This is a genomic window from Nonomuraea turcica, assembly GCF_030718205.1.
GTDB lineage: Bacteria > Actinomycetota > Actinomycetes > Streptosporangiales > Streptosporangiaceae > Nonomuraea.
The window spans coordinates 184,227-198,023 of sequence record NZ_JAUZQF010000002.1; the positions used below are offsets into that span (position 1 = coordinate 184,227).

The following is a 13,797-nucleotide window of genomic DNA, read 5'->3' on the forward strand; positions in this document are numbered from 1 at the left end:
TCAGCGGCCGGGCAGCCGTTGGGTGATCTCCTGCAGGAACCAGCGGTTGCCGTCGGGGTCGTCGAACGAGGCAAAGGAGCCGTAGCTGGCACGCTGCGGGTGGAGGCCCATGACGCGGCCGGTCTCGCCGGCCTGGTGGAAGGCGCCGGTGGCGTCGTGGAACGGGCCGCTGACGTCGACGCCGCGGCCCGCCAGCTCCTTGTGGGCCTGCTCGATGTCGGACACGATCAGGTGCAGTCCCTGGACCGTACCGGGTTCGGCGTCGGTGAGGCCGTCGCCGAAGATGATCGAGCAGGCCGAACCGGGGGGAGTGACCTGAATGATCCGGTAACCGTCGTTGATGGGGAAGTCCGCGTCGAGGCGGAAGCCCAGCAGTCGGGTGTAGAAGTCCTTGGCGCGGTCGGCGTCGGATACGGGCAGGACGACGACCTCGAGCTTCATGTCCATGGTCGTGATCTTTCTTTCGCGTCGTGGGGCTATCGGGTGGCGTGTGCGGCCTTCTCGATGACGCCGGCCACGGTCTTGGGCTGGGAGACGGCGACGGAGTGGGAGGCGCGTACTTCGACGGAGTGCGCGTGGGCGCGCTTGGCCATGTAGCGCTGGACCGCGGCGGGGATGTTGAGGTCCTGGGTCGTGATGATGGCCCAGGTGGGCGTGCCCTCCCAGGCGGCGGCCTCGGTCTTCTCCGCCAAGGCGGACTGGGCGATGGGCCGCTGGGTGGCGGCCATGAGGGCCGCGGTGCCGGCCGGTACATCGGCGGCGAACTGGTGGTGGAACTTGCTGGGCTTGATGTACAGGTCGGTTCCGGTGGTGCCGTCGGGGAGGGTGAAGGGGGTGGGGTCGAGGGCGGCGGGGAGGGTGGAGCCGGGGTACTTGTTCGTCAGCTCCAGGGCGGTCTCGCCGGGGGCGGGCAGGAAGGCGGCGACGTACACGAGGGCCTTGACCTGGGGGTCGTTCGCGCCGGCGACGCTGATGACCGAGCCGCCGTAGGAGTGCCCGACGAGGACCTTGGGCCCGGAGACGTGGTCGAGCACGCTGCGGAGCGCGGCGGCGTCACCGGCCGGGCCGCGCAGCGGGTTGGCGGCGGCGACGACGGGGTAGCCGTCCTTCCGCAGCTCCTCGATCACTCCGTTCCAGCTCGAGGCGTCGGCGAAGGCGCCGTGCTCCAGCACGATCGTCGGCTTGACGTGCTTGTCGACGGCGAAGGCCGGCGCGGCGGTGGCGGTGGTGAGGAGACCGATCGCCAGGGCCGACAGGGCGCCCAGCGTGAGTCGCCGCTTGATGCTGACCACGGCAATTCCCTTTCGTGAGTGATCTGACGCCATCACTGTCGCCGGGGGAGTGACGCGGTCACATCCGTCACTTGACGGTGAGTCACGAGCAGCCACCCTCGGATGCCGGCCGGCAAAGGTGTCCGCGCCCCGGCAGCCCTAAGCCATTCGACGGTTCAGTCCGGGACCGCGAGCCGCCCCGGTCGCGGCCACGTACGCGCCGGCCTGCCCTCCGGCGCTCACCGTCAACTGACTGATGTGCCGGTCACGCCTGCCGCACGACAGTGAGACGGACCGCAAACAGCGAGAGGAACTTCATGAAACGCCTTTTGATCATCGTCGCGACCGCGGCGCCGCTGGCGATGGCGTGCCTGCCGGCCGCGGCGTGGGCCGCGGCCGGCACCACGCTCGCCGCCAGAACGGCCGCCGCCGTGCCCGCCGCCACCCCCTTCACGTGCTCCTCCGTCTCCGTGAAGGCCCCGGCCGGCACCACGGTGGAGTCGGTGACGGCGGTGAAGCAGGCGGCGGGCACCCTGACCGTGCCTCCGGTGCCGCCGTTCACCGAGCCGACCGTGGTCCAGGACGTGCCGGCCTACTGCGACGTCACGGTCACCCTCACCCACCCGGGCGTCGACGACCACGCCAAGGTCAGGGTCTGGCTGCCCGAGAAGGGGTGGAACGGCCGGTTCCAGGCGGTGGGCGGCAGCGCCTTCGCCGCCGGCGACTACGGGGTGGACCGGGCCTGCGCGATCAAGAACGGCTACGCCGCCGCGACCACCGACGCCGGCGTCGGCCCGTACCTGGACGTCGCCTGGGCGCTGAACAGCGACGGCAAGGTCAACACGGAGCTGCTGAAGAACTTCGCCGACCGCTCCCAGCACGAGATGACGGTCGTCGCCAAGCAGGTCATCGCGAAGGTGTACGGCAAGCCGGCCTCCTACTCGTACTGGACCGGTTGCTCGACCGGCGGGCGCCAGGGCTACATGGAGGCCCAGCGCCACCCCGGCGACTACGACGGCATCCTCGCCAACGCCCCCGCCATCAACTGGGACGAGTACGTGGTCGCCACGCTGTGGCCGCAGGTGGTGATGAACGAGGAGGACACGTTCCTGTCCCCGTGCGAGTTCAACGCCTTCAACGAGGCCGCCGTCAAGGCGTGCGACCCGCTGGACGGCGCCTCCGACGGCGTGATCGGCGACCCCGCCACGTGCCGCTTCGACCCGCGCAAGCTCATCGGCAAGACCGTCGAGTGCGAGGGCGCGCAGGAGGCCATCACCGCCGAGGACGCCGCCGTCGTCCGCAAGATCTGGGACGGCCCCCGCACCACGTCCGGCAAGAAGCTCTGGTACGGCCTCCCTATCGGCGCCGGTTTCGACCTGGCGGGCACCAAGGTCGGCGATGACGGCAAGCGCGTGGGCGCGCCGTTCCCCGTGCCGGCCTTCTGGGTCGCGACGTGGCTGAAGCGCCAGCCGGCCTTCGACCTCTCGACGATCACCTACGCCGAGTTCACCAAGCTGTTCAAGCAGTCCCAGGCCGAGTACGACAAGATCATCGGCACCGATGACCACGACCTGTCGGCCTTCCGCAAGTCCGGCGGCAAGCTGCTCACCTGGCACGGCCAGTCCGACCAGCTCATCCCCACCCTCGGCACCGTGGACTACCGCGAGCGCGTCGAGGCCGCCAACGGCGGCGCGCGCCGCGTGGACGACTTCTACCGGCTGTTCCTGGCTCCGGGCGTCGCGCACTGCGTCGGCACTACGAGCACCGGCCCCGCGCCCACGGACGCCCTCGCCGCCCTGACGGCCTGGGTCGAGCAGGGCAAGGCCCCGCGCACGCTGAGCGCCTCCATCAAGGACGCCACCGGCAAGACGGTCACCCGGGACCTGTGCCTGTACCCGGCCGTCTCCCGCTACAAGGGCCACGGCGACCCGGCGGACGCGGCCAGCTACACCTGCGTCCCCGCCCGCCACTGACACGGCGATGACACTGTGAAACGCCGACAGCCTGCCGGATCGCATCCGGCAGGCTGTTCGTCAGACAGGACGCGGTCAGAAGCGGTCCACGTCCACGACGGCCTGGGCGAAGGCCGTGGGCGCCTCCTGCGGCAGGTTGTGGCCGATGCCCTCCAGGAGACGGTGCTCGTAGGCGCCGGTGAACATGCTCCGGTACGACGAGCCGTCGCCCGGCGCCACCGTGAACGGGTCCCGCTCGGCGTCCAGCGTGATGGTCGGCACCTTGATGACCGGCCGCGCGTCGAGCCGCTTCTCCAGGGCGTCGTAACGGCGCTCACCTTCGGCCAGGCTCAGCCGCCACCGATAGTTGTGCAGCACGATGGCGGCGTAGTCGGGGTTGTCGAAGGCGGTGGCCGTGCGCTCGAAGGTGGCGTCGTCGAAGTCCCACGTCGGGGAGACGGTGTCCCAGACGAGCCGGTTGAGGTCGTGGCGCTTGTCCGGGTTCTCCATGGCCTTCTTGCCGCGCTCGGTGGCGAAGTAGTACTGGTACCACCAGGCGTACTCGGCCTTCGGCGGCAGCGGCTCCAGGTTGGCGGCCAGGTTGGTGATGAGGTAGCCGCTCACCGACACCAGCGCCTTGCACCGCTGCGGCCACAGGGCGGCGATGATGTCGGCGGTCCTCGACCCCCAGTCGAAGCCGGCGAGCACGGCCTTGCCGATCTTCAGGGCGTCCATCAGGGCGATGATGTCGAGCGCGATGGCCGACTGCTGGGCGTTGCGGAACGTCCTGGCGGACAGGAACCGCGTCGTGCCGTGACCGCGCAGGTAGGGCACGATGACCCGGTAGCCCTGCGCCGCCAGCAGCGGGGCGACGTCGACGAAGCTGTGGATGTCGTACGGCCAGCCGTGCAGGCAGATGACCACGGGCCCGCGAGCCGGGCCCAGCTCGGCGTAACCGATGTCCAGCACCCCGGCCTTGACCTGCTTCAGCGGGCCGAACGAGGTGTGCGTGCCGGGCGTGACGGCCGGCACCGCCGGGGCGGTCCGCCTCGTGGAGGCGGCGGCCGGGAACGCCAGCGAGGCGACCGCCGCGCCGGTGGCCAACCCGAGGGTCTTGCCGAAGGTGCGCCTGTTCATCATGGGAAGTCCTTCATGTCGGAGAATGCGACATCCCTTACTGTTTCGGGCGAAGAATTCCGGCACATCAGTCACATGACGGTGAGACACGGCAGGCAGTCGCCGTGCGGGAACTCTCCCGGCGCTCACCGTCCCGGCGCACCGCATCCGGGCGGCGGCGGGAGCCGGACGGGAACATTAAGTCATTCGACTGTTCCCGCTCCTGACGCATCTGGACGATCCTTGCGTGACCCCCATCCGACCTGGTCCTGAGCCTTTCCGGAGGATCCGTGAACCCCACCCCTGTCGTCTTCATCCATGGCGCGTGGCTGCACGCGTCGTCGTGGGATTCATGGAACGAGCGCTTCGCCAGCTTCGGTTTCGCCGCCCGCGCCCCGGGCTGGCCCGGCGAGCCCGCCACGGCACGCGAGGCCCGCCGGCCTTCCGAGGCGTTCCACGACCTGGGGCTCGACGCGCTCACCGAGCACTACGCGCGCATCGCGCGCTCCTACGACACCCCGCCCGTGATCGTCGGCCACTCGGTGGGCGGCCTCATCGCCCAGCACCTGCTCGGCACGAACGTGGGCCGCGCCGCGGTGGCCATCGCCCCCGCCCCGGTGAACCACGCGGGCACGCCGGGCACCGGGGAGCCGTGGCCCGCGTCGATGGAGGCCGGGAGCTTCCGCCGGCTGTTCGCCAACGCGGTCACCGAGCGGGAGTCGGACGGGCTGTTCGAGCGCCACGCCGTGCCGGGGCCGAGGCGGCTGCTGGCCGAGCTGGGGCACGGCGGCGCCGTACGGCACCCGCGCGCGGTCGTGGACCACGGCAACACCGGCCGCGGCCCGCTGCTGCTGATCTCCGGGCAGGAGGACCGGCTGGTGCCCGACCACGTCACCCGGGCCGTGTACAAGCTCTACAGCGACTCGACGGCCGCCAGCGCCCTCAAGCAGTTCCCCGACCGGGGCCATTCGCTGGTCATCGACAGCGGCTGGCGGGCCGTCGCCGACCACGTGCTGGTCTGGCTCGCCGAACGTGGGGTCGGCGCCCGGTGAGCACGGCTCAGGCGTTCTCCTTCTCCGAGGAGCCGAGCTTGTCCAGGGCGTCGCGCAGCGCCGCCCGCGAGGTGATGCCCAGCTTCGGGAAGACGCGGTAGAGGTGGGATGAGATGGTGCGAGGGGACAGGTGCATGCGCTCGCCGATCTCCTTGTTCGTCAGCCCGCTCGCAGCCAGCTCCGCGATCCGACGCTCCTGCCAGGTCAGCGTGGACAGGTACGACAGCGAGATCCTGACGGGCGCCCCCGACGCGCGCAGCTCGGCCTGGGCCCGCTCGGCCCAGCCGGCGGCGCCGAGCCGGTCGAACGACTCGGCGGCGCGGAGCAGGACGGGCCGGGCGGCCTTCGGCCCCTGGGTGTGCCTGAGCCGGACGCCGTGGGCCAGGCGGATGCGGGCCAGCTCGAACGGGAACCCGGCCGCGGCGGGCTGGGCCTCTGCCCGGGCGTACATGTCCTCGGCCTCCTTCTCGTCGGCGGCCGTCATGGCCAGCGCGCCGTACGTGACCAGCGCCAGCCGGGGAGACACCGCGGGCAGGCCCGCGTCGGAGGCGGCCCTGGCGTGCCGGCGGGCCTCCTCCAGGCGGCCGGTGTGCACGGCGGCCTCGACCAGGTCGAGCAGCGTGCGCGGAGCCTGGTGGGCGCAGGGCGCGAACGACCCCGGCGGCGTGATGCCGATGGCGTACAGGTAGGCGGCCTCGTAGTCGCCCTCGCTCAGCGCCGCCGTCGTGCCGATGGCGTCGGCGATCTGGGACAGGAACCCGACGCCGCGCGGCCGGGCCCAGGCGTCCAGGACGGCCTGCAGCTCCCTGGCCCGCTCGACCTCGCCGCGCATGGCGGCCAGGAGACCCAGGTAGGCGTGGGTGTGGTGGGTGAACAGGGTGTACCCGTGGGAGATGGTCAGCTCCAGCACCCGCCGTCCCGTCCGCTCGGCGTCGTCCCACTCGCCGGCGGCGAGCTGGTCGAGCATGATCAGGTGCAGCATGGTCATGCCGGTGCCCACGGCGCCGGTCTCCACCTCGTGATCGACGGCGCGCCGCAGGTAGGGGCGGTAGCGGCGCAACGTGTCCACGTGGTAGGCGGCCACGCCCAGGCGCGAGAGGTCCCACGGCTCCAGCTCCGCGACGCCGGCGAAGGCGGCCTCGACGCGCTCGTGCACGCCCGCGCCGTGCCGGACGACGTCGCTCCACGCGTCGCGGTAGATCGCCGAGCGGGTGCCGACCCGCTCTCCCAGGGAGTCCATGAGCTGCTCGGTGCGCTCCCACAGCGCGGGGTCGCCAGCGTACTGGCTGATCGCCAGCAGCAGGTTGACCAGGCGTTCCGCGGGTTCGGGCGTGCCGTCCTCCGGCAGGGTGCCGATCGCCGCCGTGACGTGGCGGTGCGCGGTGCGTACGTCGCCGTCCTCGTACAGGGCCACGTAGGCCGAGGTGACGACCGCGGCGGGGGACTCGGCCGCGCCCGGCGGCAGGTCCGAGCGGATGAGCTGCTGCGCCTGGTCGAGCAGCGCCGCGTGCCCGGCGATGAAGGCGGCGTCGCCGACCCGCCTGGAGCGCTCGGCGGCGGTCTCGCTCAGCTCCGCCGCGCGGGTCAGCCAGGCCACCGCCGCGACCGCGCCCCCGCGCCGGGTCGCCGACTCGGCCGCGGCCTCCAGCTCCGCCGCCACCTCCTCGTCGGGGTCCACGATCGAGGCCGCGAGGTGGCGGGCGCGCCGCTCGACGTCGTCGCGGTGCACCCGCGCCAGCTCCGCGTGCGCCGCGCGGCGCTGGTTGGGGGTGGCGAGCTGGACGACGGCGGTGCGGACCAGCGGGTGCCGGAAGACGAGGTGGCCGGTGGCGGGGTCGGAGTCCAGGAGCCCGGCCGCGACCGCTTCGTCGGCCTCGCGCATGCGGTAGCGGGCGCCGGGCGCACGATCAGCATGCCGGCCGCCGGGTCCCGCCCCGACGCCGTCGAGGGCGCCGCGCAGCAGCTCCTCGCGTACGGGGGCGGCCAGGCGTTCGATGCGCCGGCCGTAGACGTGCTGGAGGCGGCGCGACAGCGGGACGTTGCCTGATCCGAAGGGATCCTCGCCGGTGTGGCCGCCGTTCAGGTGGGCGGGCAGCTCCAGCAGCGCCAGCGGGTTGCCCATGGCGTGCTCCAGGACGACGCGCCGGGTCTGCGCGTCCAGTCGCGGATGGCGCAGGTCTAGTAGCCGCCCGGCCTCCTCCTCCGCCAGGGCCGCCACGGGCAGCTCGGGAAGCGCGGCGGTGTCGAACCGCGAGCCGACGTCGGAGCGTACGGCGATGAGCATCTTCACGGAGCTGCCGCTGAGCCGGCGCGCCACGAACCCGCACACCTCGGCGCTGGAGGCGTCCATCCACTGGCCGTCGTCGAGCAACAGCAGCAGCGCCTTCTCCGACGCCACGAGTGACAGCAGGTCTAGCACGGCGATGCCGAGGGACATGACCGACGGCGCCGCGCCCTTGCGCAGCCCGAAGACGACGTCGAAGAGGGCGCGGCGGCCCTCGTCGAGCCCGGTCGCGTGCGGCAGCAGCGAGTACAGCAACTGGTGTAGCCCCGCGAAGGGCAGCTCCGCCTCGGCCTCGACCCCGGCGGCGCGGATCACCCGGTGCTCGCCCGCGAGGCCGACCACGTGGTCGAGCAGGGCGCTCTTGCCGACTCCTGTCTCACCCCTGAGGATGAGCGCCTGCCCTCCGGCAGCCGCCATGAACGCGGACAGCTCCTCCTGGACGCCATCCCGGCCCACCATCGTTGAGACGAGCGACTCCACGCTTCCCTCACTTCATCGTAACTGCCTCACCGACGTAGCGATTAGAACGATAACATTCTCATCAGCGAGGAAAGAAGGTTATTCAAGTGCTACGTGGCGAGTATCTTTAGGTAGGTGAGAGCAGACGCCACCCGCAACCTGGAACGGGTCCTGAGCACCGGCGCCCGCATGCTCGCCGACGACCCCGCGGCGACCATCGCCGCCATCGCGGCCGAGGCCGGAGTGGACCGCCGCACGGTCTACCGCCGCTTCTCCTCCCGCGAGGACCTCCTGGCCGCCGTCTACGGCGCCCGCTACGATGCGGTCGAGGCGGCCGTGGAGGCCGCCCGGCTGCGCGAGGCCCCGGTCGCCGTCGCGCTGCACCGCTACGTCGAGGGCATCGTCGCCGTCAACCGCAAGTGGCCCGTCGAGACGAGCCGCATGCTTCGCGAGGAGACGATCCGCGAGCGCCGCCGCGCCCTGATCGACGAGGTGGACGCCTTCCTGCGGCGCGCCACCGACGAGGGCCTGCTGCGCTCCGACCTGCCGCCCGGCTGGGTGGCCACGGTGCTGCCGCCGCTGATGGAACACGCCGCCGAGAACCTGACCGAGCTGAGCGCCGCGCAGGCCGCCGACGTCGTGGTCGACACGCTCCTGCGCGGCGTCGGCACCCCGCAGGCACGCTGACCCCGGGACAGGGGGTCGTGGCGGGAGAGGTCATAACGCGACCCTAAGCACCGCCTGCGGACGGCACGTATACATGCCATGGCAGGCCGGCTCGCGGCGTATATATGCCGTCAACGCCCCGTATGCAGGCGGCCCTTATGGTCGTACGCCATGTCGAGTCACCCCATGACCCTTGAACAACCGCAGAATCCACTGCAGGATCCACCGCAGGCGTCGGCGCTTCCCGACGAACCCGCCCTCCCTGAACAGAGGGAGGGCGGCGGCGTCATGGAACTGCTGGAACGCATCGGATCGGTCGCCGTGCCGATCGCGGTGGCGCTCTACGCGGTCCTTTATATAGGCATCGAGCAGATGTACGCCGTCTTCGGCGTCAACCCGCAGCAGGTCGGCGTCGACCAGGCGGTCCTGCTCGGCCGCATGACCAGCACCGTGGTCCTGCTCCTGCTGGTCGCGATCCCGCTGATCGGCGTCCTCGTCGGCGTGGGCTGGCTGATCGACAAGATCACCGGCGGGGCGGCGGGCAAGCTCGTAGGGGCGGCCAGGGAGCGGCCCTGGATCGCCGCGACGCTGGCGGCACTGTGGTGCGGGGCGACGTACTGGGGCGTGTTCCTCCTCTTCGGAGACCTGGACCTGTTCGTCATGGTCGTCATCGCGGTCGGCCTCGGCGTGCTGGCCTTCCTGATCCCGTTCCGGCTGCTGCGCCGCAAGCCCGTCGGGCGCGCGGGGACGAAGGTGATCGTCGGCGGACTGACCGGGGTCGGGCTGGGCTTCCTGCTCATCCTGGGGCTCGTGGAGGGCGCGCTCGACGTCCAGAGCAGTGGGCAGGCCAACGAGTTGCTGAACGCGGTCGGCTTCCAGGACCAGTGGGCGGTGATCAAGAACGCCGAGGACGACAAACCGCTCTACGACGGGCGCTGGATGATGCTGCTGGGCGAGAGCGACGGCACCTACGTCCTGTACGACTGCGACAAGCTGGAGACACTCCGCCGGCCGATGGAGACCACCAACCTCGGCACGATCGAGCTCGACCCGGAGCGGGAGAAGGGCTTCACCTGCGGAGGTCTCGTAGAGTAGGCGCATGCCGCTTTTCGGACGGGAAGCCGAGCTGAAGGCCCTGGCCGAGCTCATCGACGAGCAGGAGAGCCGCAGCGGCGCCCTCCTCCGGGGAGAGCCCGGCATCGGGAAGTCCGCGCTGGTGGCGGAGGCCGTCTCTGCCGCTTCCGCCGCGGGCCTGCGCGTGCTGACGGTGACCGGCACCGAGTCCGAGCACAACCTCGCCTACGCGGGGCTGCACCAACTGCTGTACCCGGTCAGAGCGGGCATGGCCGCCCTCCCCGCCGCCCAGCGCGACGCCCTCAGCGGTGCGCTGGGCCTGGCTGACGCGGCGGCCGGACCCAGCGCCCACCTCGTCGGGCTGGCCACGCTGACGCTGCTGGCGGAGGAGTCCGTCCGGCGGTCGCTGCTGGTTGTCGCCGAGGACGCGCACTGGCTCGACCGCGCCAGCGCCGACGTCCTCGCCTTCGTGGCCCGCCGCATCGAGTCCGAGCCCATCGTCGTGATCGCGACCCTCCGGGAGGGCGAGCGCTCGCCCTTGGAGGACGCCGGTCTGTCCCCGATGCCCCTCGACCGGCTCCCCGACCAGGTCGCCGCCGAACTGCTGGACACGACCGCCCCCGGCCTCGCCCCGGAGGTCCGGGCATGGCTGCTGGCCCAGGCCGCCGGAAACCCCCTGGCCCTGACCGAGCTACCGGCCGCCCTGGGAGAGCACGCGAGGCCCGGCTCGGCGCAGCCGCTGAGCGAGCATCCCGGACCTGGTCCGGCGTTGCCGGATCGCCTCGGGCCCGGCCTGCCGCTGCCCGATCCCCTCGGGCCCGGAGGCCTTACGCTGTCGCTCACTGAGCGGCTCGAGCGAGCCTTCACCGCGCGGGTCGCCGCGCTTCCCGCGCCGGCCCGTACCGCGCTGCTGGTCGCGGCGCTGGCCCAGGGCGATTCGGCCGCTGAGGCGCTTGCCGCCACCGGGCTTATTCTCGGGACGGCGGCTGAGCCGGAGATCCTCGCGCCGGCCGTCGAGGCCCGGCTGATCGAGCAGGAAGCCGGCAGCGTGCGGTTCCGGCATCCCCTGATGCGCGCGGCCATCCCGGTGGCCGCGACGCCCGCCGAACGCCGCCGGGCCCACCTGGCGCTCGCCGAGACGCTGCGCGACCGGCCGGACCGGCAGGTTTGGCACCGGGCCGCCGCGGCGCCGGGGCCGGACGAGGAGGTGGCGGCCGAGCTGGACCGCGCCGCCGACCGGGCCGGGCACAGGGGCGGGGTGGCCGCCGCGATCGCGGCGCTCGACCAGGCGGCCCGGCTGAGCGAGGAGCCGGACCGCAAGGCGCTCAGGCTGCTGAGAGCGGCCGAGCTGGCGGTCGAGTCAGGCCGCCGCGACACGGCGGAGCGCATGGTGGGCGACGCGCGGGCGCTCGACCTGTCGCCGCGCAGGCGCGCCACCGCCGCCTGGCTGCTCAGCGGGTTCGAGGACGGGGTGCGCGAGCACGTCTCCCGCGTGCCCGAGCTGACCGGGCTGGCCGCGTCGGCGACCGCCGACGGGCACCCCGAGCCGGCCGCCCGCATCCTGTGGGGCGCGGCCATGCGCTGCTTCTGGTCCGAGCCCGGCCAGGACGCCCGCCGCGAGCTGATGGACGTGGCCGACCGGCTGCCCCTCCCCGCAGGGGACCCGCGCATGGTCGCGGTTGCCGCGTACGTCGCGCCGTTCGAGCGGGGCGCCACCGTGCTCGACCGGCTCCGCGAGCTGGCCGGCGTGGCGGGCGAGGAGCCGGAGACCTACCGCTACTTGGGCAGCGCGGCACTCCAGGTAGGGGCGTTCGACCTGGCCGCCCGCTTCTCCGAGACCGCGGCGCCGGGCCTGCGTGCCCAGGGGCGGCTCGGGCTGCTGCCGCGGGCGCTGGCCGTGCAGGCGTGGAGCCTGACCAGGCTCGGCGACCTGGCCACCGCCCTGCCGGCCGCGGCGGAGGCCGCCAAGCTCGCCCGGGAGACGGGCCAGCCCTTCATGTACGGGCTCGCGATCGCCGTCCAGGCCGAGATCGCCGCGCTGAAGGGCGACCACGGCCGGGCGGGCACGCTCGCCGACGAGGCGGAACGGGTCGCGCTCCCCGCCGGCGCCCGGCCCGTCCTGGCCACCGTCCAGCTCGCGCGCGGCCTCGCCGCCCTGAGCGAGGGCCGCTTCGACGACGCGTTCGCCGCGCTGAGCCGCATCCTCGACCCCGCCGACCCCGCCTACCAGCTCGCCCTGCGCGCCTACTGCCTCGCGGAGCTGACCGAGGCCGCCGCACGGGCCGGGCGGGCCGACACGATGCGGGACATCCTGTACGACCTGGAGCCCGAGGCCGCCTCGACGCCTTCGCCCGCGCTGCACATCGGGCTGCGTTACGCGCGCGCCGTGCTCGCCCCGAACGCGCAGGCGGAGGAGCTGTTCACGGCCGCGCTGCGGGCGGACCTGACCGGCTGGCCCGCCGAACGCGGACGCCTGCACCTGGCGTTCGGCGAATGGCTGCGGCGGCAGCGCCGGGCCGTAGAGTGCCGGGCGCACCTGCGTACGGCCAGGGAGAGTTTCGACGCGCTCGGCCTGACCGCATGGGGCGAGCGCGCCCGCGCGGAGCTGCGCGGCGCGGGCGAGTCGAGCCCGAACCGAGACCCCGACGCGCGCGACCAGCTCACCCCGCACGAGCTGAACATCGCGCGGCTGGCCGCCGAGGGGCTGACGAACCGGGAGATCGGGCAGCGGCTGTACCTGTCCCACCGCACCGTCGGCACCCACCTGCACCGGATCTTCCCCAAGCTGGGCGTCAGCTCCCGCTCCGATCTGGCGCGGGTGCTCAAGCCCGCGCGGTGACCCAGTTCCGTACGGCCGGGGCGTACCCGGCCGGCTTGTCCCCGACCTTGACGCCCGTACTGACCAGCCAGCTCTGGTAGTCCGGCGTGAACATCCGGTAGACCGACTCCGGCGGCACGGAACTCGCCTCGTCCAGGTGGGCGCGCAACTCGGCCGGCAGCTCGAAGTCGAGGGCCGCGAGGTTGGCGTCGAGCTGGTCCGTGCCGCTCGCGCCGACGATCGCCGAGGCGACCCCCGGCTGGGTGGCGACCCAATTGAGCGCCACCTGGGCCATCGTCCTGCCGACCTTGCCCGCGACGTCTTCGAGCACCGCCAGCACCCCCCATTCCCGCTCCGTCCACGAGCCTCCGCTGAGCCGGCCCTCAGCGGCCGGGCCGCGATCGGTGTCGCGGTACTTCCCGGTGAGGAAGCCGCTCCCGAGCGGGCTCCACGCGGTGATCCCGAGCCCCAGGGCCTGCCCCATGGGGACGTGCTCGCGCTCGATCGTCCGGTCCACGAGGGAGTAGGGCAGTTGCAGGCTGACCATCGGTACGAGGGAGTGCGTCTCGGCCAGGGTCTGGGCCCGCGCCGCGTACCAGCTCGGCACATCCGACAGGCCCGCGTACCGGATCTTGCCCGCCCTGGTGAGGTCGTCGAAGGTGCGCAGGACCTCCTCGATGGGAGTGATCCGGTCCCAGGTGTGCAGCAGGAGCAGGTCGAGGTGGTCGGTACGCAGGCGGCGCAGCGACGCCTCGACCGCCCTGATCATGTGCTTGCGCCCGTTGCCGCCCGCGTTCGGATCCCCGGGATCGACGCTGTTGGTGAACTTGGTGGTGAGCACCACCCGGTCGCGCACCTTGGCCTCCGCGATGAGGTTGCCGAGAATCGTCTCGCTCTCACCGGCGGTGTAGAAGTCGGCGGTGTCGATGAAGTTCCCGCCCGCTTCGAGGTAGCGGCGGAAGATGGGGCGAGCCTCCTGCTCGCTCTTCCCGTACGCGGCGTGGAAGCCGCCGGTGCCGAAGTTCATCGTGCCGAGGGCCAACCGGCTGACGCGCAGGCCGGAACGGCCGAGCAAGTAATACTGATCCAGAGACATGCTCTCAGG

Annotated in this window: 10 protein-coding genes; 5 read left to right on the plus strand and 5 right to left on the minus strand. The window is 72.5% G+C overall.

All coding sequences use genetic code 11. The annotated features are described in order from the left end of the window. Positions 1-447, minus strand: coding sequence for a VOC family protein (locus Q9G87_RS06615; RefSeq protein ID WP_305915301.1), 447 nt, complete (start codon positions 445-447; stop codon positions 1-3). Between the two features lie 29 nt (positions 448-476). Next, entirely contained in the window at positions 477-1,292 is an 816-nt protein-coding gene (locus Q9G87_RS06620) for an alpha/beta fold hydrolase (protein ID WP_305915302.1), read from the minus strand. 296 nt (positions 1,293-1,588) lie between these two features. Between Q9G87_RS06620 and Q9G87_RS06625 the strand changes: the two genes are divergently transcribed. Continuing rightward, positions 1,589-3,244, plus strand: coding sequence for a DUF6351 family protein (locus Q9G87_RS06625; RefSeq protein ID WP_305915303.1), 1,656 nt, complete (start codon positions 1,589-1,591; stop codon positions 3,242-3,244). 75 nt (positions 3,245-3,319) lie between these two features. Here Q9G87_RS06625 and Q9G87_RS06630 read toward each other — a convergent pair whose 3' ends face one another. Further along, positions 3,320-4,363, minus strand: coding sequence for an alpha/beta fold hydrolase (locus Q9G87_RS06630; protein WP_305915304.1), 1,044 nt, complete (start codon positions 4,361-4,363; stop codon positions 3,320-3,322). Between the two features lie 266 nt (positions 4,364-4,629). Here Q9G87_RS06630 and Q9G87_RS06635 point away from each other — a divergent pair, with 266 nt between their 5' ends. Continuing rightward, positions 4,630-5,391 carry an alpha/beta hydrolase gene (locus Q9G87_RS06635; RefSeq protein ID WP_305915305.1) on the plus strand — a complete coding sequence of 254 codons (762 nt, stop codon included), beginning with the start codon at positions 4,630-4,632 and terminating at the stop codon, positions 5,389-5,391. 7 nt (positions 5,392-5,398) lie between these two features. Here the strand turns inward: Q9G87_RS06635 and Q9G87_RS06640 are convergent, their stop codons facing one another. Then, entirely contained in the window at positions 5,399-8,155 is a 2,757-nt protein-coding gene (locus tag Q9G87_RS06640) for a helix-turn-helix transcriptional regulator (RefSeq protein WP_305915306.1), read from the minus strand. A 114-nt stretch (positions 8,156-8,269) separates the two neighbouring features. On the opposite strand from Q9G87_RS06640, the gene Q9G87_RS06645 reads away from it, so the two are divergent. The 3 genes from Q9G87_RS06645 (at position 8,270) to Q9G87_RS06655 (ending at position 12,713) form a co-directional block, all read left to right on the plus strand. Beyond that, entirely contained in the window at positions 8,270-8,821 is a 552-nt protein-coding gene (locus Q9G87_RS06645) for a TetR/AcrR family transcriptional regulator (RefSeq protein WP_305915307.1), read from the plus strand. Between the two features lie 165 nt (positions 8,822-8,986). Next, complete coding sequence (locus Q9G87_RS06650; RefSeq protein WP_305915308.1) at positions 8,987-9,895, plus strand: hypothetical protein; 909 nt, start codon at positions 8,987-8,989, stop codon at positions 9,893-9,895. Positions 9,896-9,899: 4 nt separating this feature from the next. Next, entirely contained in the window at positions 9,900-12,713 is a 2,814-nt protein-coding gene (locus Q9G87_RS06655) for an ATP-binding protein (RefSeq protein ID WP_305915309.1), read from the plus strand. Here the strand turns inward: Q9G87_RS06655 and Q9G87_RS06660 are convergent. Beyond that, complete coding sequence (locus Q9G87_RS06660) at positions 12,697-13,788, minus strand: aldo/keto reductase (protein ID WP_305915310.1); 1,092 nt, start codon at positions 13,786-13,788, stop codon at positions 12,697-12,699. The genes Q9G87_RS06655 and Q9G87_RS06660 overlap by 17 nt on opposite strands. Positions 13,789-13,797 lie beyond the last annotated feature (9 nt).